Source organism: Rhodococcus sp. 5G237, assembly GCF_053764735.1.
Genome location: NZ_JBSNCD010000008.1, coordinates 31563 through 53624 on the forward strand (window position 1 = coordinate 31563; position 22062 = coordinate 53624).

A 22062-nucleotide genomic window follows, 5' to 3' on the forward strand; every position below is an offset into this window, starting at 1 on the left:
GACGGCGCGCCTCGGCCCCGCCCGAGGTCTGTAGCCCACGCCCGGAAGCGGGTCTGAGGAGGTTGTCGGAATGAAGGTTGTCCAGTCGAGGACGCGAGCTCGGAAGGTGAGGTTCGCTGCGGTCTCCGCGGCGGTCGTCGCCCTGCCGTTGTTCTTCGGCGGCGTGACCGCCGGGGCGGACCCGGTCGCGGACACGCTTCAGCCGATCGAGTCGGTGACCAGCGAGAACGGCTCCAAGATCACCCGTATCGAGAACTACGGCGAGCAGCAGCTGCTGGTCTACGTGTACTCCGCTTCGATGGACAAGGAGATCCTGCTCGACGTCTGGCGCCCGGCCGACACGAGCGAACCGCGCCCGACGCTGTACCTCCTCAACGGCGCCGGCGGCGGCGAGGACAGCGCGACCTGGCGCTTCCGTACCGACGCGATCGAGTTCTTCAAGGACAAGAACGTCAACGTCGTCTCGCCGGTCGGCGGCAAGTGGAGCTACTACACCGACTGGAAGAACGAGGACCCGGAGCTCGGCGTCAACAAGTGGGAGACCTTCCTGACGAAGGAGATCCCGCCGCTGATCGACGCCGCGCTCGGCACCAACGGCGTCAACGCGATCGCCGGTCTGTCGTCCTCGGGTACGTCCGTCCTTCAGCTGCCCATCGCTGCCCCCGGCCTGTACCAGGGCGTCGCGGCCTACAGCGGATGCGCGCAGACCTCCGACCCGATCGGTCAGCAGTTCGTCAAGCTCGTCGTCGAGACCTGGGGTGGCGGCGACACCCGCAACATGTGGGGCGAGCTCAATGATCCGGCCTGGGTCGAGAACGACCCCTACGTGCACGCCGAGGAGCTGCGCGGGCTCGATCTGTACATCTCCAACGGCACCGGACTGCCGGGTGTCCACGACACCCTGAACGGCCCGCAGATCGACGGTGAGGTCGACGTGCTCGCCAACCAGATCGTCGTCGGCGGTGTCATCGAGGCTGCGACCAACTACTGCACGCACAACCTCCGTGGCCGCCTCGACCAGCTGGGCATCCCCGCCACCTACAACTTCCGCGACTCCGGCACCCACTCGTGGGGTTACTGGCAGGACGACCTGAAGGATTCGTGGCCTGTCCTCGAAAAGGCCCTCGGTCTCTCGGACTGACAGGCTCTGCGACAGAGCAGAGCAGAGGCCCCTACCGCTCGCGTAGCGGTAGGGGCCTTCTGCGTTCGGTGTTCGGTGTTCGGTGTTCGGTGTTCGACGGTCGACCGAGGTGCGACGGCGCTATCCGGCCTCGGGCGCCGGGCACGGCACGGAGTTTCCGGCCGCGTAGTCGGGGTCGAGGGCGGCCTTCACCAGGTGGAGCGATTCGGGCCGCATGAGGATCGTGGAGTGGTCGGCGGGGGAACTCGGGCAGCCGTCCTGGACCCACACGTTGCGGACCTCGGCGCCCGGTCCGGGCCGCAGGAACGAGCTCTCCGGTGGCGTGACGATCTGGTCGTAGCGCGTGGCGATCGACGTGTACGTCACGCCGGGACGGGTGTCGCCGTCCTTGTTGAGATTGCTGAGCATGCGCGAGCCGATCAACTGCTGCTGGCCGGCGGCACCGAGATCGGTGCCGCGGAACAACAACTCGGCCACCGCATCGCTGCCGTTAGTCAGGCCGAGCACGGCGAGCACCGTGTAGAGCTGCTGGAGACCGTTGAAGGTGGTGCCGTGGTTGGTCGCACCCAGCATCACGAGGTTCCGGACGCGGTTGAGGGCGGGATCGGCCGGGTTCGCGCCGCCCTCGAACTTCAGGTACTGGCGGGAGACGACACCACCCTGGGAGTGACCGACGAGATCGACCTGCCCGGCGCCGGTGTGCTCGAGGACCGCGTCGACGAACGTTCCGAGTTCCTCGGCGGACCTCTCGATGTTCGACACGCCCCACACCGTGCGATCGGGATCGAGATATCCCTGCGCGGCGCCGTAGTTCAATGCGTAGACGCAGTACCCGAGCCGTTCGAGTTCGGGCGCGACATAGGTCCATGTCGGGTACATGCCCGCCCCGGTGCCGTGCACGAGGACGACCGGACGTGGATGCTCCGGCGACGGTACACACCCGAGGTCGTTCGCACCGTCGACGCCCTGGCCCATCGTGCTCAGCAGGGCAGCGAGGCGACTGTCCGGCGCATCCGCCGAGGTGGGGAGCGGTACGGGAGCGGGGGCGGTGGCCGCCGGATCGGCGGCCCGCCGGTCGGACGGGATCGGATCGGCGGCCGAGATCGCCGGCGCGACGAGTGCCGATGCGGAGACGGCGAGGACGGCGACGCCGGACACGAGTGTGCTGCGACGAAAACGGAACATACGAAACTCCTCGGCGAACGCTCTGGGTACGGCGTTCACACGGGTCGGGATCGCGGGACAGCGTAACAGCAGGTCGCGGGGTGGTCCGGAGAGTGGAAGATCAATTCTGTTCGGCCGAGCGCCGGTATCCGACGACGGCGGGGACCACGAAGATCGCCACCATCCCGGCCGACCACAGGACGGTCTTCAGGAACGGTTCCGCGATCGGACCACCCATCGCGAGCGAGCGCATGGTGTCGATCGCGCAGGACATCGGCTGGTTCGCCACCACGGGTTGCAGCCAGCTCGGATATGCCATGACCGGCACGAACCCCGAGTTGAAGAACATGAGCAGGGTGCACAGGATCGAGACGGTCTCGACCAGGGGAGTGCGTCCCGGCAGGGTCGCCAGAGCCGTCACCATCATCGCGAATCCTAGACCGAAGATCAGCGGGACCACGAGGCTGAGCAGGGTGGGGCCGATGCCCTGCGTGAACCGGAAACCCAATGCCATGCCGGCGGCGAAGATCACGAGAGAGGTGACGAACACGCGCACCATCTCCGCCATCAATCGTCCCACCAGACCGGACGAGCGGTGGACGGGCAGCGTGTGGAACCGGCTCAGCAGGCCGGAATCGCGTTCGGTGCGCAGCCCCACCGCGCTGACGACCGAGCCGAACATCGCGCCGACGAGCACGATCATGGGCACGGTGCCGAAGATCGACGAATAGCCGGTCGCGGCGGTGATGCTGTCGCCGAGCACGATGCGGAACATCACCAGGGTGAGCGCCGGATAGATGAGCGCCTGGATCATCGTGGCCGGATCGCGGGCCCACCGGAGCAGCAGGCGACCGCACTGCAGGCGGCTGTGCTCCCACAGTGCGCCGAGGGAACTCTCGCTGCGGACGCGATCCGGTTCGGGATAGGCGAAGGCGCGACCCGGAGTCCCTGCCCGCTCTCGCGATCGGGCCCGTGCCCGCTGTGTCTCGACGGTCTTGCTCATCGACTCACTCCCGCCTCGTCGCGGCCCACACGGCGCCCGGGATGCAGATCACGGCCAGCCCGATCATCCAGAACAGGCTCGGCCGGAAGACCTCCCAGGTCACGCCGTCCTGGGCCATGTCGCGCATCGCGAAGGAGAACTGTGAGATCGGCTGGTTGCGGACGAACGGTCTGATCCACTCGGGGAATCCCTCCTCGGGCACGAAACCGCACGAGAGCATCCCGAGGATCAGCTGTGGCAGGGTCAGCGCCTGCGCTGTGGCCTCGGGGCTCCGGGACAGACATCCGATCGCGTCGGCGCCCAGGCACAACAACAGGCTGATGATCAGTGCGGTCGCGCAGAACAACGCTGCCTGCCCGGGCCCGGCGGAGAAACGGAAACCGATGAGATAACCGAATCCGATCGCCGCGGCCAAGGAGATGACCGACCGCACCATGCTCGCCGTCATCCGTGACGCCAGGGGCGCCGCCGGGGCGACGGGCATCGTCTGCAGACGCGAGGTCACACCGGTCGTGCCCTCCTGCGCTGCCAGCTGCGCCGCGGAGATGGCGGTGAACGCCATCGATTGCAACACGATGATGGGCATCAGGAACTGCGCGTAGTCGATGCCCTGCAACTGCATCACGAACTTGAGCGGCAGATAGAAGCCGAGACCGAAGACGAACGGTGCCAGGACCGCGAGGACCAACTCGCCGTACCGCGCCATCGTGCGCAACGACCGGAGCGTCAGCACCCACCACTGCTCGACGCCCGACGGCGTGATCCGGCGGTGGACACCTCCCCGACGTGCGGGAAGGGTGGACGAGGAGTCGGTGAACGAGACCGTGGAGGCTTCCGTCCCGCGGACCGTCTCGTCGGTGCGGGCCGTCACGGCCGCTCACCTGCCGGCGCAGGCACCGCTCGTTCCGCCTCGGGCGGCGCTGTCGGGCCGCCGTTCGTGGGGCCACCGTCCGTCGGACCGCCGCCGTCGGAAGCAGAGTGCCCGGTGAGGCGGAGGAAGACGTCGTCGAGCGAGGGACGTCGCAGACCGATGTCGGCGAGTTCGATGCCCAGGGGTTCGATGCGCCGCAGCACCTCGGTGAGGGTCGCGGCGCCGTCCGGTGCCGGGACGGACACCCGATCCGTGTCGGGGACCGTACCCACCAGGACGTCCTGGGGGAGCAGACCGTCCAGGGCGTGCAGGATCTCGGGTATCGCCCGCGGGTCGGCCGGAACGATCTCGCAGTGGGTGCCACCCGCGGAGGACTTCAGCTGGTTCGCGGTGCCCTCCGCGATCACGGTGCCCTTGTCGATGACGATGATGTTGTCGCTCAGCACGTCGGCCTCTTCGAGGTACTGCGTCGTCAGGAGCACCGTGATGCCCTGGTCCTTGAGCGCCGCCACCAGCGACCACACGCCCTGCCGGCTGCGCGGGTCGAGACCGGTGGTCGGCTCGTCGAGGAAGACCACCTTGGGACGGACCACGAGGCCGCACGCGATGTCGACCCGGCGGCGCATACCGCCGGAATAACCCTTCACGGGGCGACGACCGGCGTCGACGAGATCGAACTCCCGGAGCAGATCGTCGGCGCGCCGGGTGGCCGACTTCTTGTCCAGACCCATCAGGCGGCCGAACAGGATCAGGTTCTCCCGGCCGGTGAGGGTGTCGTCGAGCGCGGCGAACTGGCCGGTCATCATGATCGACCGCCGGACCGCTGCGGCGTCGGCGACCACATCGTGCCCGGCGACCACGGCGCGACCCGAGGTGGGACGCAACAGTGTCGACAGCACCTTGACCATCGTGGTCTTGCCGGCGCCGTTGGGGCCGAGGATGCCGAGGACACGGCCCGGCGGTGCAGAGAAGCTGATCCCGTCGAGTGCGTGGACGTCGCCGAACGACTTGTGGACGTCCTCCACGAGAACTGCCTGGTCGTGATCGCTCACATCACACCCCGCCGTAGATCTCGGTCCCCGTCGGGGACGGGTCGGTCCGTCACCGTCGGAATCGTACCGGTGCGCACGATCCCGGGAGGGGTGGACGGACATGCGCGTCGGCGCCGACGTCCGTTCCCCTCGGGGTGTTCACGCCGGTCGGTCAGGACCAGACGCCGAGATCTTCGAGGTGTTCGACGAGTCGGTGGGCTCCGTCGGTGAAGTGTTCGCGCGTCTCGCGTCCGGCGGCCTCGACGTCACCGGTGCGCAGCGCCTGCAGCAACCGCTCGTGCGAGGCGATCGCCGCCGTCCCCCAGTTGCGATCGTCGGAGTAGAAGTGCACGGGGGTGTACCGGGTCGCGTTGTGGAGGAACCACGCGAGCTTGCGCGAACGCGCCACCCGGTTCAACGTCCGGTGGAACTCGAATTCGAGGTCCTCGATGCGCGCGCCGTCACCGGCCCGCACGGCCTCGGCGAAACGCGCGGCCAGCTCGTCGAGCTCCGCGAGGGTCTCGGCCGTCATCAGGGTCGCGGCGCGCTCCACGAGCCGCTCGGCGAGTCTGCCCTGGAGCCAGAAGATGTCGTCGATGTCCGATCTGTCGAGCGGGGACACCACGTACCCGCGATGGGGGACGAGCTCGACGAGCCCCTCACCACGGAGGGTCAGCAGAGCCTCGCGCACCGGGGTCACGCTCACCCCGAGGTCGGCCGCGGTCTCGTCCAGACGGACGAAATCGCCGGGTCGCACACCGCCGGACATGATGAGGTTTCTCACGTGCGCCGCCACGTCGTCCGAGAGCTGCGGTCGCCGACGAATCTTCGGAGACCGTGATGATCCGGACGAAGCGGACGAGTTCATGGCATGCGCCTTCCTCTGGTGGACGGCTCGCATTATCACCGCACGGTCTCGGCGGCATCACGGCCGGGGGTGACATGTGGCACACATTCCTCGCCTCGCCCGGATCGTGACGCAGTTCGTGGTTTGGTTGGCGGGGTGAGCACCGGAGTATCACGCCGACGGTTACTGGGAGGGGCCGCCGGCGGATTGTTCGCGTGGGGTGCGACCGCGGGGAGCGGTCGTGCGGCTCCGCCACGCAGGCTTCCTCCACCCGACACCGTCACCGTCACCGATCCCGCGAGGATGAGTGCGGTCGAGGCGGCGGCGCTGCTGCACGCCGGCGAACTGCACCCCCGGGAACTGCTCGACGCTTGTCTGGACCGCACCCGCTCGTACGACGGAGCGATCGGTGCGTGGATCCGGCTCTACCCCGAGGTCGCCTACGCGGCGGCCGACGCGGCGGGGGAGCGGCTCGCCCGCGCGCGCCGCGACCAGGCCCCGGCACCGCTCGTGTGCGGGCTTCCGATCGCGCTCAAGGACATCTTCGCGGTCTCCGGACTTCCGCTCACCGCGTCGAGTCGCGTCCTCGAGGGCAACATCGCGGCCGGGCACTCGGGTGTGTGGCGCCGACTCGAGGACGCCGGCGCGGTGCTCATGGGGCACGCGCACACCGACGAATTCGCGATCGGTGTCGCCACCCCGCAGGTGGGCAACCCGTGGAACACCGAGATGTCGCCCGGCGGATCGTCCGGCGGCAGCGCAGCCGTGCTCGCCGCGCGGTTCGCGCCCCTCGCGCTCGGCAGCGACACCGGCGGTTCGGTTCGGTTCCCGGCGAGCGCCTGCGGTGTCTCCTCGATCAAGCCGACCTACGGGCGCATCACCTCGCACGGCATGATCCCGCTGACCTGGACCCGCGACCACGTGGGTCCGATGGGCCGCAGCATCGCGGACGCGTCCCTGATGATGACCGTGCTCGCGGGCGCGGACCCGGCCGACCCGATCACGGCACTCGGCCCCGATGTTCCCGAGGGCGGTTATCCGGTGACGGCGGCCGGGGGAGCGAGTCCCCTCGCCGGTGTGCGCATCGGACTGCCCGTGAACACGAATCCCGCACCTCCCGAGGCCGTGCAGCGCGTCGTCGACGACGCGGCGCGGGTGGCGGAGGCGCTCGGCGCGGTCACCGTCCCGGTGACGATGCCGCCGCTGCCCGAATCCCTCGCGACCGGCGATCAGGTCGAGATGGGCGCCTACCACCAGCAGTTCACCGATCGGCTCGGCCTGTACCGCCCCGAGAACGCGGTGGCCGCAGGCACGGCGGTGGCCTCGCTGGCCGTGCCGGTGGGCGACTACCTCACCTTCGAACGCGACCGCCTGCGCTACCAGAGCGACTACAACCGGATGTTCGTCGACCAGGATCTCGACGCGATCATGCTGCCCGGCGCCTCCGTCGACGGCGCACGACGCCAGGAGTTCCTCGGCATCAGTGTCACGGCCGGAGTGACGGGCCCCGTGCGCTGGGCGAACTACTCCGGTGCCCCCGTGGTGACCCTGCCTGCCGGGTACTCCGCCGCGACGGGGATGCCGGTCGGTGTGCAGCTCGGTGCGCGGCCGTGGCAGGACGAACGTCTCATCGGCATCGGGCTCGAACTGCAGGAGGCACTGCCGATCTGGCGCGACGAGCCGCAGCTCGTCGCCGCCGGCGCACGGGTCCCCGAGGTCGCGCTGGTGCCGCCGGGCCCCGGTCCCGACCCGACGAATACGATCGGGGCGGCCGCTCCGGTTCGGACCCTGCCGATGAACCCCATCGGCTAGGCTCGACCACGCGGACCCGACCGCGCGGCGTATCGCCGAGGTGCACATCACGCACCGTCGTGAGTTGAACTCTCGGCCGTGCTCCTGCATACTGGTCGGGTTGCCTTGACCGGGCCATGGATGTTTCGCGGCTCGGAACGGGAAAGACGTGACAGTCGCGGATCGAGCCTCACGGCCTGGTCGCGGCCACATGCAAGACGGAAGCAGTACCCCTGTGCGCTCCTGCGGAGCGCAGCCGGTTCCGTTCCTTGCGGTGTCGAAGCCTTCGAGCATCGACGCCGGGGAATGAGCGGCGGGCCGACACGCCCGACCGCGTGGACCGGAGAACAATGACAGATGAACAGCGGCAAGCGGATCGGATACGTCCGGCTCGCACTGTGTTTCGAGTGCTGTTCTCGGTCGCCGTTCCCTGGGGAACTGTGCAGACGAGGTGGTTTCCGGCTCCGCCGGGGATCACGAAACGCGGCAAGAAAAGGACACTAAGCGTGGCGGGACAGAAGATCCGCATCAGGCTCAAGGCCTATGACCACGAGGCGATCGACGCATCTGCGCGCAAGATCGTCGAGACGGTGACCCGTACGGGTGCCCGCGTGGTCGGCCCGGTGCCGTTGCCCACTGAAAAGAACGTGTACTGCGTCATCCGCTCGCCGCACAAGTACAAGGACTCGCGCGAGCACTTCGAGATGCGGACGCACAAGCGGCTCATCGACATCCTCGACCCGACGCCGAAGACCGTCGACGCGCTCATGCGCATCGATCTCCCGGCGAGTGTCGACGTCAACATTCAGTGACATTCGATTACAGCGAGCTTGTGAAAGACGCAGCGGAGACAACACATGACTAACCAGATCAAGGGAATCCTGGGCACCAAGCTCGGCATGACCCAGGTCTTCGACGAGAACAACCGGGTCGTTCCGGTCACCGTCGTCAAGGCCGGACCGAACGTGGTCACGCAGATCCGCACCGAGGAGCGCGACGGCTACAACGCCGTGCAGCTCGCCTACGGTGCCATCGCGCCGCGCAAGGTCAACAAGCCGGTTCGCGGCCAGTTCGAGAAGGCCGGCGTCACGCCGCGCCGTCACCTGGTCGAGCTCCGGATCGAGGACGCCTCCGAGTACGAGGTCGGCCAGGAACTCACCGCAGAGGTGTTCGAGGACGGCGCCTACGTCGACGTCACCGGCACCTCGAAGGGCAAGGGCTTCGCCGGCACGATGAAGCGTCACGGCTTCGCCGGCCAGGGTGCGTCGCACGGTACGCAGGCCGTGCACCGTCGTCCGGGCTCCATCGGTGGTTGCGCCACCCCGGGCCGCGTGTTCAAGGGCACGCGCATGTCCGGCCGTATGGGCTCCGACCGCATCACGACGCAGAACCTCTCGGTCCACAAGGTGGACGCCGAGAACGGTCTGCTGCTGATCAAGGGCGCGATCCCGGGTCGCAAGGGCGGCCTCGTGATCGTCAAGACCGCAGTGAAGGGTGGTGCACGGGCATGACCAGCACCGAGACCGCAACCAAGCTGACCCTGGACGTCAAGGCCCCCGGTGGCCAGACCTCCGGCTCCGTCGATCTCCCCGCCGAGATCTTCGACGCTCCCGCGAACATCGCGCTGCTGCACCAGGTCGTCACCGCGCAGCTCGCCGCGGCCCGCCAGGGAACGCACGCCACCAAGACCCGCGGCGAGGTTCGCGGCGGTGGCAAGAAGCCGTACCGCCAGAAGGGCACCGGCCGCGCACGTCAGGGCTCGACCCGTGCGCCGCAGTTCGCCGGCGGTGGCACCGTCCACGGCCCGCAGCCGCGCGACTACAGCCAGCGCACCCCCAAGAAGATGAAGGCCGCCGCCCTGCGCGGAGCCCTCTCCGACCGGGCGCGCAACGAGCGCATCCACGTGATCACCGAACTCGTCGCCGGTCAGACCCCGTCGACGAAGAGTGCTCGCACGTTCCTGGGCGAGATCAGCGACCGCAAGAAGGTCCTGCTCGTCGTCGGCCGTGAAGACGTGGCGGCGTGGAAGTCGGTTCAGAACCTTCCCAACGTCCACGCGCTCGCGCCGGATCAGCTGAACACCTACGACGTGCTCTACAGCGATGACGTCGTGTTCAGCGTCGAGGCGCTCAACACGTTCATCCACGGGCCGGCCGAGTCCGGCCAGGAAGTGAAGGAGGAGAGCAAGTGAGCACGATCGCCGATCCTCGCGACATCCTGCTGGCTCCCGTCGTCTCCGAGAAGTCCTACGGGCTGATGGAAGAGGGCACCTACACCTTCCTGGTCCACCCGGACTCGAACAAGACGCAGATCAAGATTGCCGTCGAGAAGGTCTTCGGCGTCAAGGTGAGCAGCGTCAACACCGCCAACCGTCAGGGCAAGCGCAAGCGGACCCGGTTCGGTTACGGCAAGCGCAAGAACACCAAGCGCGCGCTCGTGACCCTCACGGCCGACAGCAAGCCCATCGAGATCTTCGGAGGCCCGGTCGCCTAGCGATCGGAACTCTCGAGAGATAGAGGACGAGAAGACTCATGGCAATCCGTAAGTACAAGCCGACTACGCCGGGCCGTCGTGGCGCCAGCGTGGCGGACTTCGCCGAGATCACTCGGTCGACGCCCGAGAAGTCGCTGGTGCGCCCGCTGCACGGTCGCGGTGGACGTAACGCGCACGGCCGCATCACCACCCGTCACAAGGGTGGCGGACACAAGCGCGCCTACCGCCTGATCGATTTCCGTCGCAACGACAAGGACGGCGTGCCGGCCAAGGTCGCTCACATCGAGTACGACCCCAACCGCACCGCGCGCATCGCGCTGCTCCACTACGTGGACGGCGAGAAGCGCTACATCATCGCCCCCAAGGGCCTCGTGCAGGGTGCCCCGGTCGAGTCGGGCCCCAACGCCGACATCAAGCCCGGCAACAACCTGCCGCTGCGCAACATCCCGACGGGTACGACCATCCACGCGGTCGAGCTGCGTCCGGGTGGCGGCGCCAAGATGGCCCGCTCCGCCGGTGCGAGCATCCAGCTCCTCGGTAAGGAAGGCACCTACGCCACGCTGCGTATGCCCTCCGGCGAGATCCGTCGCGTCGACGTGCGCTGCCGCGCCACCGTCGGCGAGGTCGGCAACGCCGAGCAGTCGAACATCAACTGGGGCAAGGCCGGCCGTATGCGCTGGAAGGGCAAGCGCCCGACCGTCCGTGGTGTCGTGATGAACCCGGTCGACCACCCGCACGGTGGTGGCGAGGGCAAGACCTCGGGTGGTCGCCACCCGGTCAGCCCGTGGGGCAAGCCCGAGGGCCGCACCCGCAAGAACAAGGCGTCCGACAAGCTCATCGTCCGTCGTCGCCGTACCGGCAAGAAGCGCTAGTCAAGGAGGGAGTTAGAGAATGCCACGCAGCCTCAAGAAGGGCCCGTTCGTCGACGACCACCTCCTGGCGAAGGTGGACACGCAGAACGAGAAGGGCACCAAGCAGGTCATCAAGACCTGGTCGCGCCGTTCCACGATTCTGCCCGACTTCATCGGTCATACGTTCGCTGTCCACGATGGACGCAAGCACGTGCCGGTGTTCGTCTCGGAGTCCATGGTCGGTCACAAGCTCGGTGAGTTCGCGCCGACCCGTACGTTCAAGGGCCACATCAAGGACGACCGGAAGAGCAAGCGTCGATGAGCACTGAAACCACCACCAACAGCGCTCGGGCTGTTGCGCGCCACGTGCGCGTGACCCCGATGAAGGCGCGCCGCGTCGTCGACATCGTTCGCGGTAAGTCCGTCGAGGAGGCCCTGGCCATCCTCAAGTTCGCGCCGCAGGCCGCGGCCGAGCCGGTCGCCAAGGTGATCGCGTCGGCCGCTGCGAACGCGCAGAACAACTACAACCTCGACCCCAGCACGCTCGTCGTCGCGACTGCGTACGTGGACGAGGGTGCGACCCTGAAGCGGTTCCAGCCGCGTGCCCAGGGCCGTGCGTTCCGCATCCGCAAGCGGTCGAGCCACATCACCGTGATCGTGGAAAGCGTCGGGTCGGCCTCGACTCGTAACCGCCGGAAGGGAGCTCAGTAGTGGGCCAGAAGATCAACCCGCACGGCTTCCGTCTGGGCGTCACCACCGACTGGAAGTCTCGTTGGTACGCGGACAAGCAGTACGCGGACTACGTCAAGGAAGATGTCGCGATCCGCAAGTTCCTGGCCTCCGGCCTCGAGCGCGCCGGCATCGCGAAGGTCGAGATCGAGCGCACCCGCGACCGTGTGCGCGTGGACATCCACACCGCTCGTCCGGGCATCGTCATCGGACGCCGCGGCGCCGAGGCCGATCGCATCCGCGCCGAGCTCGAGAAGCTGACCGGTAAGCAGGTCCAGCTGAACATCCTCGAGGTCAAGAACTCCGAGTCCGAGGCTCAGCTCGTGGCGCAGGGCGTCGCCGAGCAGCTCTCGAACCGTGTCGCCTTCCGTCGTGCGATGCGCAAGGCCATCCAGTCGGCCATGCGTCAGCCGAACGTCAAGGGCATCCGCGTGCAGTGCTCGGGCCGCCTCGGTGGCGCCGAGATGTCGCGTTCGGAGTTCTACCGCGAAGGTCGCGTCCCGCTGCACACGCTGCGCGCGGACATCGACTACGGCCTCTACGAGGCACGGACCACCTTCGGCCGTATCGGCGTGAAGGTCTGGATCTACAAGGGCGACATCGTCGGTGGCCGTCGTGAGCTTGCTGCTGCTGCAGCTGCTCCCGCCGACCGGCCGCGTCGTGAGCGTCCGAGCCGCCCGCGTCGTTCCGGCGCGTCGGGCACCACCGCGACGAGCACCGAGGCCGGCCGCGCCGCATCGAGCGACGCCCCTGCCTCGACCGAGAACAAGGAGGGCTGACGCAATGTTGATCCCCCGGCGGGTCAAACACCGCAAGCAGCACCATCCGAGCCGTACGGGTGCCGCCAAGGGCGGAACCCAGGTGGCCTTCGGTGACTACGGCATCCAGGCTCTCGAGCCGGCCTACATCACCAACCGGCAGATCGAGTCCGCTCGTATCGCCATGACCCGGCACATCAAGCGTGGCGGCAAGATCTGGATCAACATCTTCCCGGATCGCCCCCTCACCAAGAAGCCTGCCGAGACCCGCATGGGTTCCGGTAAGGGTTCGCCGGAGTGGTGGGTCGCGAACGTCAAGCCCGGTCGCGTGCTGTTCGAGATGAGCTACCCCAACGAGGAGATTGCGCGCGAGGCCCTGCGTCGCGCGATGCACAAGCTCCCCTGCAAGTGCCGCATCGTGACGAGGGAGGAGCAGTTCTGATGGCTACCGGTACCCCCGCCGCGGAACTCCGCGAGCTGAGCGACGAAGAGCTGACCGACAAGCTCCGCGAAGCCAAGGAAGAGCTGTTCAACCTCCGCTTCCAGATGGCCACCGGTCAGCTGGACAACAACCGTCGGCTCCGCGTCGTGCGCAACGAGATCGCCCGTATCTACACGGTGCTGCGCGAGCGCGAGCTCGGACTGGCCACCGGCCCGAATGCGGGTGACGTGGCATGAGTGAGGAAAAGGCAGTGAGCAACCAGGAACAGCGCGCGAGCCGCAAGGTCCGCATCGGTTACGTCGTCTCGGACAAGATGGAGAAGACCATCGTCGTCGAGCTCGAGGACCGTGTGAAGCACCCGCTGTACGGCAAGATCATCCGCCGTACGACCAAGGTGAAGGCGCACGACGAGAACGGTCTGGCCGGCATCGGCGACCGCGTGCAGCTGATGGAGACCCGTCCGCTGTCCGCGTCGAAGCGCTGGCGTCTGGTCGAGGTGCTCGAGAAGGCCAAGTAGGGCCTCCTCGTCCTCGACAGGACCGAGAGTATGCAGCACCCCACCACCCCGCACCGTGGGTGGTGGGGTGCTGTGCGTCCGGTAGTAGGTGCAGCCCTCGCGTGGGGGACGGTGGACGTCGCTGCGACACGCCCGGTGCCGGGGTGGGGAGTGACATCACAATTCGCGAATTTGCCCTGCGTACGGTATATGGCCTACTCTGGACGGGTTGCTTACAGGACCCGTGTGTGATTCGCACGTGCGCTGCAGGCAGCCGACGACCGCGTACGTCCAGGTCGGAAATCTGACGTACACACCAATCCAGGTCAAGGAGAAGTAAGTGATCCAGCAGGAGTCGCGACTGCGCGTCGCCGACAACACGGGTGCCAAGGAGATCCTCTGCATCCGCGTTCTCGGTGGCTCGTCCCGTCGCTACGCCGGAATCGGTGACGTCATCGTCGCCACCGTCAAGGATGCGATCCCCGGCGGCAACGTCAAGCGTGGCGATGTCGTCAAGGCCGTGATCGTGCGCACCGCCAAGGAGCGCCGCCGTCCGGACGGTTCCTACATCAAGTTCGACGAGAACGCTGCCGTCATCATCAAGGGCGACAACGATCCTCGCGGCACCCGCATCTTCGGACCCGTCGGTCGCGAGCTCCGCGACAAGCGGTTCATGAAGATCGTCTCGCTCGCTCCGGAGGTGCTGTGATGAAGGTGCACAAGGGTGACACCGTGCTCGTCATCTCGGGCAAGGACAAGGGCGCCAAGGGCAAGGTCATCGCGGCCTACCCGGCGACCGGCAAGGTCCTCGTCGAGGGCGTGAACCGTATCAAGAAGCACACCGCCGTCTCTGCGAACGAGCGTGGCGCCTCCTCCGGCGGCATCGTGACGCAGGAGGCCCCGATCCACGTTTCCAACGTTGCGGTCGTCGACTCGGACGGAAACCCCACCCGCGTGGGCTACCGCACCGATGAGGAAACCGGCAAGCGCGTTCGGATTTCCCGGAAGAACGGGAAGGACCTCTGACATGACTTCCACCGAGAACAAGACCCAGCCGCGCCTGAAGGCCCGCTACCGCGCCGAGATCAAGGACGCGCTGAACGCGGAGTTCGACTACGCGAACGTCATGCAGATCCCCGGCGTCGTGAAGGTCGTCGTCAACATGGGTGTCGGCGACGCCGCCCGCGACGCGAAGCTCATCAACGGAGCCGTCAACGACCTCGCGCTCATCACCGGTCAGAAGCCGGAGATCCGTAAGGCCCGCAAGTCCATCGCACAGTTCAAGCTGCGCGAGGGCATGCCGATCGGTGCGCGCGTCACGCTGCGCGGCGACCGCATGTGGGAGTTCCTGGACCGTCTCGTGTCCATCGCGCTTCCCCGTATCCGGGACTTCCGTGGCCTCAACGGCAACCAGTTCGACGGCAACGGCAACTACACGTTCGGCCTGAACGAGCAGTCGATGTTCCACGAGATCGACGTGGACCGCATCGACCGCCCGCGCGGCATGGACATCACTGTCGTGACCACCGCTACCAACAACGAAGAAGGCCGTGCCCTGCTCAAGCACCTCGGCTTCCCGTTCAAGGAGAACTGAGCCCATGGCTAAGAAGGCACTGGTCAACAAGGCCAACAAGAAGCCGAAGTTCGCGGTGCGCGCCTACACCCGCTGCCAGCGCTGCGGGCGCCCGCACTCGGTCTTCCGCAAGTTCGGACTCTGCCGCATCTGCCTTCGCGAGATGGCACACCGCGGAGAACTTCCGGGAGTTCACAAGAGCTCCTGGTGACGTGAGCGGTGGGCGGAGGACCGAGTAGTTCTCCGCCCACTGTCACGCTGTCATGGGTTCGTCGCCGATCCGGCCGACGAATCCGCTATCGAACCGAGTTTCGATGTAGGCCCACGGCCGGCACGTTCCGGCGTTGCATGGGAACCGCATCGAGAAAGGTGAACAGGTCAGCCATGACCATGACCGACCCCATCGCAGACTTCTTGACGCGTCTGCGTAACGCCAACACGGCGTACCACGACGAGGTCAAGCTCCCGTCCTCGAAGATCAAGGTGAACATCGCCGAGATCCTCAAGCGCGAGGGCTACATCTCCGACTACCGCACCGAGGACGCCGAGGTGGGCAAGACCCTCATCGTCGACCTCAAGTACGGACCTTCCCGTGAGCGCAGCCTCGCCGGCGTGCGTCGCGTGTCGAAGCCCGGCCTGCGCGTGTACGCGAAATCCACCAACCTGCCCAAGGTCCTGGGCGGCCTCGGCGTGGCGATCATCTCCACGTCCTCCGGTCTGCTCACCGATCGCCAGGCGGCCAAGCAGGGAGTGGGCGGGGAAGTCCTCGCCTACGTCTGGTAAAGGGAGGCCACCACAATGTCGCGAATCGGAAAACTCCCCGTTGCAGTTCCTTCGGGCGTCGAGGTCACCATCGACGGCCAGGATGTTGCAGTCAAGGGCCCCAAGGGCAACCTGTCCCTGACGATCGCCGAGCCGATCGCCATCGCCAAGGGCGAGGACGGGGCAATCAACGTCACGCGCCCGAACGACGAGCGTCGCAGCCGTGCGCTGCACGGCCTGTCGCGGACGCTCGTGCAGAACCTCATCGTCGGCGTGACCGAGGGTTACACCACGAAGATGGAGATCCACGGCGTCGGCTACCGCGTGGCTCTCAAGGGCAAGGACCTCGAGTTCTCGCTCGGCTACAGCCACCCCGTGCTGATCGAGGCTCCCGAGGGCATCACGTTCGCCGTCGAGAACCCCACGCGCTTCTCGATCTCGGGCATCGACAAGCAGAAGGTCGGCCAGATCGCGGCCAACATCCGCCGGCTGCGCAAGTCCGACCCGTACAAGGGCAAGGGCATCCGCTACGAGGGTGAACAGGTCCGTCGCAAGGTCGGAAAGACGGGTAAGTGATCATGAGCCAGACCGAGAACCAGAAGGCCAAGCGCATCCCGCGCGGCAAGGACGCCTCCACCACGCGTCGCCTTTCGAAGACGCGTCGTCACTTCCGCCTCCGCAAGAAGATCTCCGGCACCGCCGAGCGTCCCCGCCTCGTCGTCAACCGGTCGTCGCGCCACCTGCACGTGCAGCTGGTCGACGATCTGACGGGCACCACCCTCGCCGCAGCGTCGTCCATCGAACCCGATGTGCGCGCTCTCGAGGGCGACAAGAAGGCTCGCGGCGCGAAGGTCGGTCAGCTGATCGCCGAGCGCGCGAAGGCTGCCGGCGTGGAAGCCGTGGTCTTCGACCGCGGTGGCCACACCTACAGCGGACGCATCGCGGCCCTCGCGGACGCGGCTCGCGAAAGCGGGTTGAAGTTCTGATGACCATTTTCTCGAACGGAAGGAACGCCTGATGCCGGGACGTCAGCGGCGTGACGGCGGCAACGGCCCCGCCGGACAGAACCCCAACAGCGGTGACAACCGTGGCGGTCGCGACCGCCGCGACCGCGACTCGCGCGGCGGCAACGCTGCCGAGAAGTCGAACTACATCGAGCGTGTCGTCTCGATCAACCGTGTGTCGAAGGTCGTCAAGGGCGGTCGTCGCTTCAGCTTCACCGCTCTGGTGATCGTGGGCGACGGCAACGGCCTGGTCGGTGTCGGCTACGGAAAGGCCAAGGAAGTTCCCGCGGCCATCCAGAAGGGTGTCGAGGAAGCTCGCAAGAACTTCTTCCGCGTCCCGCTCATCGGCGGAACCATCACCCACCCCGTCCAGGGAGAGGCTGCAGCCGGTGTCGTCCTGCTGCGTCCGGCTTCCCCCGGTACCGGTGTCATCGCCGGTGGCGCTGTGCGCGCGGTGCTGGAGTGCGCGGGTGTCCACGACATCCTGTCGAAGTCGCTCGGCTCCGACAACGCCATCAATGTGGTGCACGCGACGGTTGCGGCCCTCAAGGGTCTGCAGCGTCCCGAGGAAGTCGCGGCTCGCCGTGGCCTCACCCTCGAGGAAGTTGCCCCCGCCGGCATGCTGCGCGCCCGTGCACAGGCTGCTGGGAGCGTGAAGTAATGGCAGAGCTGAAGATCACCCAGATCAAGAGCACCATCGGGGCCAAGTCGAATCAGCGCGACAGCCTCCGGACCCTCGGTCTGCGGAAGATCCGCCAGTCCGTCGTCCGCGAGGACAACGCGCAGAACCGCGGCCTCATCAACGTGGTGCGTCACCTCGTCACTGTTGAGGAGGTCTGAGAATGACCATCAAGCTGCATCACCTGCGCCCGGCTCCGGGTGCGAAGACGGACAAGACCCGCGTCGGACGCGGTGAAGGTTCGAAGGGCAAGACCGCCGGCCGCGGTACGAAGGGCACGAAGGCACGCAAGAACGTGTCGCCGGCCTTCGAGGGTGGCCAGATGCCCATCCACATGCGTCTGCCGAAGCTCAAGGGCTTCAAGAACGCATTCCGTACCGAGTACCAGATCGTCAACGTCGGGGACATCGCTCGCGTGTTCCCCGAGGGTGGACAGATCGGTGTCGCGGACCTCGTGGCGAAGGGTCTGGTTCGCAAGAACCAGCTCGTCAAGGTCCTCGGCGAGGGCGAGCTGACGGTGGCCGTGCAGGTCACCGCCGACAAGTTCTCGGCCTCCGCTCAGGAGAAGATCGCTGCAGCCGGTGGCAGCGCGACCGTCCAGGCCTGACCTGTACTTTCGCGTGTGAGTCACGGCTGTCGAACGGCCGCGGTGCAGATAGCTGCACCGCGGCCGTTCGCGCGTTCACAGCGGTGTCATAGGCTGCGTTCACAGCGGTGACATAGGCTACCGGGCTACCCCTCTCATCGGGGCCCACTGTTAGAGTTTCAGAGTTGTCTACCGTCCGACGGATCCCTCTCGATCCGTCGTCCCCGATCGGCCCGCCAGGAGGATCTTTGCTTTCCGCCTTCGTCTCGGCCCTCAGGACACCGGACCTGAGGCGGAAGATTCTCATCGCCCTCGGGCTCGTGGCGCTGTACCGCCTCGGTGCTACCGTGCCGTCCCCGGGCGTCGACTACGGCAACGTCCAGGCCTGTGTCGATCAGCTCGCCGGCAGCGAGCAGGCCGGCATCTACTCGCTGATCAATCTGTTCTCCGGCGGCGCGCTACTGCAGTTGTCGGTCTTCGCGATCGGCATCATGCCGTTCATCACCGCGAGCATCATCGTCCAGCTGCTCACCGTGGTCATTCCACGATTCGAGGAACTGCGCAAGGAGGGCCAGTCCGGCCAGGCCAAGATGACGCAGTACACGCGTTATCTCGCCGTCGCGCTCGCCGTCCTCCAGGCCACCGGCATCGTCGCCCTCGCCGCCCGAGGGCAGCTGCTGCAGGGCTGTTCGGAGCCGATCCTCGCCGACGACAGCATCTTCGGGATGGTCGTCATCGTGCTGGTGATGACCGCCGGTGCCGCCGTCGTCATGTGGTTCGGTGAGCTCATCACCGAACGCGGTGTCGGCAACGGCATGTCGCTGCTGATCTTCGCCGGTATCGCGGCCGCGCTGCCGAGCGAGGGTCGCATGATCCTCGAATCCCGCGGCGGCCTCGTCTTCGCGATCGTCTGCGTCGTGGCCCTGGCGCTCATCACGGGCGTCGTGTTCATCGAGCAGGGTCAGCGCCGGATCCCGGTGCAGTACGCCAAGCGCATGGTCGGCCGTCGTATGTACGGCGGGTCGTCGACCTACCTGCCGTTGAAGGTCAACCAGGCGGGCATCATCCCCGTGATCTTCGCGTCGTCGCTGCTGTACCTGCCCAACCTCGTTGCGCAGCTCACCGGTGCCACGACGAACCCGGATCCGAGTTGGTGGCAGCGGATCATCAACGAGTACCTGGTCAATCCGAACAACCCGGTCTACATCGCGATCTACTTCGCCCTGATCGTGTTCTTCGTCTTCTTCTACGTCGCCATCACCTTCAATCCCGAGGAGCGGGCCGACGAGATGAAGAAGTACGGCGGTTTCATCCCGGGCATCCGCCCCGGTCGCCCCACCGCCGAATATCTCAGTTTCGTGCTCAACCGCATCACGGTTCCGGGCTCGATCTACCTCGGTCTCATCGCGACGCTGCCGAACTTCTTCCTGTCCGGCAGCCAGACGGCCTCGAGCATCTTCGGTGGCGCCGCGGTTCTCATTCTCGTCAGTGTCGCGCTGGACACTGTCAAGCAGATCGAAAGTCAACTGATGCAGCGCAACTACGAAGGGTTCCTCAAGTGAGACTTGTACTGCTCGGTCCTCCCGGTGCCGGCAAGGGCACACAGGCCGCGATTCTGTCCGAGAAGCTCGGCGTCCCCGCCATCTCGACGGGCGATCTTTTCCGCGCGAACATCGGGCAGGGCACCCCGCTCGGCGTCGAGGCCAAGAAGTACATCGACGCGGGGGAGCTCGTTCCCGCCGAGATCACCAACAACATGGTGCGTGAGCGTCTGGCCGAGCCCGACGCCGCCAACGGCTTCCTCCTCGACGGCTTCCCGCGCAGCGTGGAGCAGGCCAAGGAACTCGAGAACATCCTGAAGGATCTCGGCGTCGAGCTCGACGGCGTGTTGTCCTTCGTCATCGACGAGGACGTCGTGGTCGAGCGCATGCTCGCCCGCGGTCGCGCCGACGACACCGAAGACGTGATCCGCAACCGTCTCCGGGTCTACCGTGAGGAGACGGCCCCGCTGCTCGACTACTACGCCGACTCGATCATCACGGTCGACGCGATCGGTGAGGTCGAGGAGATCAATTCGCGGGCTCTGTCCGCACTCGGAAAGTAGACGGGTAGTTCGACATGGGTTTCGGGCGCAAGCGCTCAGTGGTTCCGTTCCGCACCTCGGGTGAACTCGACGCGATGGCAGCGGCGGGAGCCGTGGTCGGGGCCGCACTCGTCGCAGTGCGCGAGGCCGCCAAGCCGGGCGTGAGCACCCTGGAACTCGACCAGGTGGCGGAATCGGTCATCCGCGATGCGGGGGCCGTTCCGTCCTTCCTGGGCTACCACGGCTTCACCGGTTCGATCTGTTCGTCGGTCAACGAGGTCGTCGTCCACGGCATCCCGTCGGCGTCGGTGGTGCTCGCCGAGGGCGACCTCGTGTCGATCGACTGCGGTGCGATCCTCGACGGCTGGCACGGCGACTCGGCGTGGACCTTCGGGATCGGGGAGCTGTCGCAGGCCGACATCGATCTGAGCGAGGCCACCCGTCTGTCGCTCGAGGCCGGTATCGCGGCGATGCTCCCGGGCAACCGCCTGACCGACGTCTCGCATGCGATCGAGCAGGGCACGCACGCCGCCGAGAAGTTGCACGGCCGCTCGTACGGCATCGTCGACGGCTACGGCGGTCACGGCATCGGGCGCGAGATGCACATGGATCCGTTCCTCCCCAACGAAGGCAAGCCGGGCAAGGGCCCGAAGCTCGTCGTCGGGTCGGTGCTCGCAGTCGAGCCGATGCTCACCCTCGGTACCTACGAGACCGAGGTCCTCGACGACGAGTGGACGGTCGTGACGGTCGACGGCAGCCGGGCCGCGCACTGGGAGCACACGGTCGCGGTCACCGAGGACGGCCCCCGCATCCTCACCGTCCGTCCGGAGTGACGGTCGCGGTCACGCCGCGCGGGTTCAGACCTCGACGAGGAGCGTGACCGGTCCGTCGTTGACGAGGCTCACCTCCATGTGGGCCCCGAACTTCCCGGTCTCCACCGTCGCCCCCAGATCTCGGAGAGCATTCGCGAACGCATCGACGAGGGGTTCGGCGATCGGGCGGGGAGCGGCGGCCGACCACGACGGACGCCGGCTCTTCCTCGTGTCGGCCATGAGCGTGAACTGGCTGACCACCAGGATCGGGGCGTCGACGTCGGAGGCGGAGCGTTCGTCCTCGAGGATGCGCATCGTCCACACCTTGCGGGCGAGCGTCGCGGCCGTGGCCTCGTCGTCGTCGTGCGTGACGCCGACCAGCACGAGCAGGCCGTGACCACCCTCGGCCGGCGTGATACGGGCCACCTCGGCTCCGTCCACCGCCACCGCCGCCGTGGTCACCCGCTGGATCAACGCCCGCACGTGCGGTCCTCCTCCTGGTCGTGGGCACGGTGTGCCCGAGCTCATTTGTCCTGGACGGTCAACTTCCCGTACCATTGATCGGTGGTGCGCGCTGCGCTCCGATCGGTCCCGTGTCGAATTCCTTCGAATCTCGGTTCGTGTCCGGTCCCGGAGTTGCCGAGCGTCACGGTAACGGATGCCGATGCAACCACAACACCGAACAACGGATCGCGGAGGATATGGCTAAGAAAGACGGGGCAATCGAGGTCGAGGGCCGGGTAATCGAACCGCTGCCCAATGCGATGTTCCGCATCGAGCTGGAGAACGGGCACAAGGTTCTCGCCCACATCAGCGGAAAGATGCGTCAGCACTACATTCGTATCCTTCCCGAGGACCGCGTTGTCGTGGAGCTTTCTCCCTACGACCTCACGCGTGGACGCATCGTCTACCGCTACAAGTAACGAAGCTTCCCCGGCCACACGGT

The 22062-nt window shown here is 66.9% G+C and carries 33 protein-coding genes; 27 read left to right on the plus strand and 6 right to left on the minus strand.

Annotated elements, in window-relative coordinates; translation table 11 throughout:
• Window positions 1-70 precede the first annotated feature (70 nt).
• Window positions 71-1141: an alpha/beta hydrolase gene (locus ACWPOC_RS19200; RefSeq protein ID WP_174247007.1), complete on the plus strand. Its 1071-nt coding sequence runs from the start codon at window positions 71-73 to the stop codon at window positions 1139-1141.
• Between the two features lie 120 nt (window positions 1142-1261).
• Here ACWPOC_RS19200 and ACWPOC_RS19205 read toward each other — a convergent pair whose 3' ends face one another.
• From ACWPOC_RS19205 to ACWPOC_RS19225, 5 genes are all read right to left on the minus strand, one after another.
• Entirely contained in the window at window positions 1262-2326 is a 1065-nt protein-coding gene (locus tag ACWPOC_RS19205) for an esterase/lipase family protein (RefSeq protein WP_120279965.1), read from the minus strand.
• Between the two features lie 100 nt (window positions 2327-2426).
• Window positions 2427-3308: an ABC transporter permease gene (locus tag ACWPOC_RS19210; RefSeq protein ID WP_088897611.1), complete on the minus strand. Its 882-nt coding sequence runs from the start codon at window positions 3306-3308 to the stop codon at window positions 2427-2429.
• Window positions 3309-3312: 4 nt separating this feature from the next.
• Entirely contained in the window at window positions 3313-4179 is an 867-nt protein-coding gene (locus tag ACWPOC_RS19215; protein ID WP_033096988.1) for an ABC transporter permease, read from the minus strand.
• Window positions 4176-5231: an ATP-binding cassette domain-containing protein gene (locus tag ACWPOC_RS19220; protein ID WP_088897612.1), complete on the minus strand. Its 1056-nt coding sequence runs from the start codon at window positions 5229-5231 to the stop codon at window positions 4176-4178. The genes ACWPOC_RS19215 and ACWPOC_RS19220 overlap by 4 nt, the downstream gene beginning before the upstream one ends.
• 151 nt (window positions 5232-5382) lie before the next feature.
• Window positions 5383-6078, minus strand: a complete 696-nt coding sequence (locus tag ACWPOC_RS19225) for a GntR family transcriptional regulator (RefSeq protein WP_051424840.1) — start codon at window positions 6076-6078, stop codon at window positions 5383-5385.
• 282 nt (window positions 6079-6360) lie between these two features.
• On the opposite strand from ACWPOC_RS19225, the gene ACWPOC_RS19230 reads away from it, so the two are divergent.
• The 25 genes from ACWPOC_RS19230 (at window position 6361) to map (ending at window position 21137) form a co-directional block, all read left to right on the plus strand.
• Window positions 6361-7869 carry an amidase gene (locus tag ACWPOC_RS19230; RefSeq protein ID WP_120279964.1) on the plus strand — a complete coding sequence of 503 codons (1509 nt, stop codon included), beginning with the start codon at window positions 6361-6363 and terminating at the stop codon, window positions 7867-7869.
• 485 nt (window positions 7870-8354) lie between these two features.
• Window positions 8355-8660 (plus strand): 30S ribosomal protein S10, encoded by a 306-nt coding sequence (gene rpsJ / locus ACWPOC_RS19235; RefSeq protein ID WP_003938093.1) that lies wholly within the window; start codon window positions 8355-8357, stop codon window positions 8658-8660.
• A gap of 45 nt (window positions 8661-8705) precedes the next feature.
• Window positions 8706-9359, plus strand: a complete 654-nt coding sequence (rplC, locus tag ACWPOC_RS19240; RefSeq protein WP_006554610.1) for a 50S ribosomal protein L3 — start codon at window positions 8706-8708, stop codon at window positions 9357-9359.
• Window positions 9356-10039: a 50S ribosomal protein L4 gene (gene rplD, locus ACWPOC_RS19245; protein WP_006554609.1), complete on the plus strand. Its 684-nt coding sequence runs from the start codon at window positions 9356-9358 to the stop codon at window positions 10037-10039. Before rplC ends, rplD begins: the two co-directional genes overlap by 4 nt.
• A complete protein-coding gene (gene rplW / locus ACWPOC_RS19250; protein ID WP_006554608.1) occupies window positions 10036-10341 on the plus strand; it encodes a 50S ribosomal protein L23 in 306 nt (101 codons plus the stop codon). The genes rplD and rplW overlap by 4 nt, the downstream gene beginning before the upstream one ends.
• A gap of 38 nt (window positions 10342-10379) precedes the next feature.
• Window positions 10380-11213 carry a 50S ribosomal protein L2 gene (gene rplB / locus ACWPOC_RS19255; protein WP_024101620.1) on the plus strand — a complete coding sequence of 278 codons (834 nt, stop codon included), beginning with the start codon at window positions 10380-10382 and terminating at the stop codon, window positions 11211-11213.
• Window positions 11214-11232: 19 nt separating this feature from the next.
• Window positions 11233-11514, plus strand: a complete 282-nt coding sequence (gene rpsS / locus ACWPOC_RS19260) for a 30S ribosomal protein S19 (RefSeq protein WP_003938088.1) — start codon at window positions 11233-11235, stop codon at window positions 11512-11514.
• On the plus strand, window positions 11511-11903 hold the full coding sequence (rplV, locus tag ACWPOC_RS19265) for a 50S ribosomal protein L22 (protein ID WP_006554606.1): 393 nt from the start codon (window positions 11511-11513) through the stop codon (window positions 11901-11903). The genes rpsS and rplV overlap by 4 nt, the downstream gene beginning before the upstream one ends.
• On the plus strand, window positions 11903-12700 hold the full coding sequence (rpsC, locus tag ACWPOC_RS19270) for a 30S ribosomal protein S3 (RefSeq protein WP_006554605.1): 798 nt from the start codon (window positions 11903-11905) through the stop codon (window positions 12698-12700). Before rplV ends, rpsC begins: the two co-directional genes overlap by 1 nt.
• Before the next feature lie 4 nt (window positions 12701-12704).
• Window positions 12705-13121, plus strand: coding sequence for a 50S ribosomal protein L16 (gene rplP / locus ACWPOC_RS19275; RefSeq protein WP_006554604.1), 417 nt, complete (start codon window positions 12705-12707; stop codon window positions 13119-13121).
• Window positions 13121-13357 carry a 50S ribosomal protein L29 gene (rpmC, locus tag ACWPOC_RS19280; RefSeq protein ID WP_006554603.1) on the plus strand — a complete coding sequence of 79 codons (237 nt, stop codon included), beginning with the start codon at window positions 13121-13123 and terminating at the stop codon, window positions 13355-13357. The genes rplP and rpmC overlap by 1 nt, the downstream gene beginning before the upstream one ends.
• On the plus strand, window positions 13354-13638 hold the full coding sequence (gene rpsQ, locus ACWPOC_RS19285) for a 30S ribosomal protein S17 (protein ID WP_024101619.1): 285 nt from the start codon (window positions 13354-13356) through the stop codon (window positions 13636-13638). Before rpmC ends, rpsQ begins: the two co-directional genes overlap by 4 nt.
• Window positions 13639-13957: 319 nt before the next feature.
• Window positions 13958-14326 (plus strand): 50S ribosomal protein L14, encoded by a 369-nt coding sequence (gene rplN / locus ACWPOC_RS19290; RefSeq protein ID WP_006554601.1) that lies wholly within the window; start codon window positions 13958-13960, stop codon window positions 14324-14326.
• Entirely contained in the window at window positions 14326-14643 is a 318-nt protein-coding gene (gene rplX, locus ACWPOC_RS19295) for a 50S ribosomal protein L24 (protein ID WP_006554600.1), read from the plus strand. The genes rplN and rplX overlap by 1 nt, the downstream gene beginning before the upstream one ends.
• Before the next feature lies 1 nt (window position 14644).
• Entirely contained in the window at window positions 14645-15211 is a 567-nt protein-coding gene (gene rplE, locus ACWPOC_RS19300; RefSeq protein ID WP_120279963.1) for a 50S ribosomal protein L5, read from the plus strand.
• Between the two features lie 4 nt (window positions 15212-15215).
• Window positions 15216-15401, plus strand: coding sequence for a type Z 30S ribosomal protein S14 (locus ACWPOC_RS19305; RefSeq protein WP_006554598.1), 186 nt, complete (start codon window positions 15216-15218; stop codon window positions 15399-15401).
• 173 nt (window positions 15402-15574) lie between these two features.
• Window positions 15575-15973: a 30S ribosomal protein S8 gene (gene rpsH, locus ACWPOC_RS19310; protein WP_006554597.1), complete on the plus strand. Its 399-nt coding sequence runs from the start codon at window positions 15575-15577 to the stop codon at window positions 15971-15973.
• A 15-nt stretch (window positions 15974-15988) separates the two neighbouring features.
• Complete coding sequence (gene rplF, locus ACWPOC_RS19315) at window positions 15989-16528, plus strand: 50S ribosomal protein L6 (protein WP_060654861.1); 540 nt, start codon at window positions 15989-15991, stop codon at window positions 16526-16528.
• Window positions 16529-16530: 2 nt separating this feature from the next.
• Window positions 16531-16938, plus strand: a complete 408-nt coding sequence (rplR, locus tag ACWPOC_RS19320; protein ID WP_006554595.1) for a 50S ribosomal protein L18 — start codon at window positions 16531-16533, stop codon at window positions 16936-16938.
• 31 nt (window positions 16939-16969) lie between these two features.
• The gene (gene rpsE / locus ACWPOC_RS19325; protein ID WP_006554594.1) at window positions 16970-17617 is read left to right on the plus strand and encodes a 30S ribosomal protein S5; all 648 of its coding nucleotides are present in this window, start codon (window positions 16970-16972) and stop codon (window positions 17615-17617) included.
• Entirely contained in the window at window positions 17617-17796 is a 180-nt protein-coding gene (gene rpmD, locus ACWPOC_RS19330) for a 50S ribosomal protein L30 (protein ID WP_006554593.1), read from the plus strand. Before rpsE ends, rpmD begins: the two co-directional genes overlap by 1 nt.
• 2 nt (window positions 17797-17798) lie before the next feature.
• The gene (gene rplO / locus ACWPOC_RS19335) at window positions 17799-18242 is read left to right on the plus strand and encodes a 50S ribosomal protein L15 (protein ID WP_006554592.1); all 444 of its coding nucleotides are present in this window, start codon (window positions 17799-17801) and stop codon (window positions 18240-18242) included.
• 227 nt (window positions 18243-18469) lie between these two features.
• Window positions 18470-19783 (plus strand): preprotein translocase subunit SecY, encoded by a 1314-nt coding sequence (secY, locus tag ACWPOC_RS19340; RefSeq protein ID WP_006554591.1) that lies wholly within the window; start codon window positions 18470-18472, stop codon window positions 19781-19783.
• Window positions 19780-20325: an adenylate kinase gene (locus ACWPOC_RS19345; RefSeq protein ID WP_006554590.1), complete on the plus strand. Its 546-nt coding sequence runs from the start codon at window positions 19780-19782 to the stop codon at window positions 20323-20325. Before secY ends, ACWPOC_RS19345 begins: the two co-directional genes overlap by 4 nt.
• A gap of 14 nt (window positions 20326-20339) precedes the next feature.
• Window positions 20340-21137, plus strand: a complete 798-nt coding sequence (gene map, locus ACWPOC_RS19350) for a type I methionyl aminopeptidase (RefSeq protein ID WP_026061662.1) — start codon at window positions 20340-20342, stop codon at window positions 21135-21137.
• 24 nt (window positions 21138-21161) lie between these two features.
• Here map and dtd read toward each other — a convergent pair whose 3' ends face one another.
• The gene (gene dtd, locus ACWPOC_RS19355; protein WP_120279962.1) at window positions 21162-21599 is read right to left on the minus strand and encodes a D-aminoacyl-tRNA deacylase; all 438 of its coding nucleotides are present in this window, start codon (window positions 21597-21599) and stop codon (window positions 21162-21164) included.
• A gap of 218 nt (window positions 21600-21817) precedes the next feature.
• Here dtd and infA point away from each other — a divergent pair, with 218 nt between their 5' ends.
• Complete coding sequence (gene infA / locus ACWPOC_RS19360) at window positions 21818-22039, plus strand: translation initiation factor IF-1 (RefSeq protein ID WP_006554587.1); 222 nt, start codon at window positions 21818-21820, stop codon at window positions 22037-22039.
• The last annotated feature ends 23 nt before the right edge of the window (window positions 22040-22062 follow it).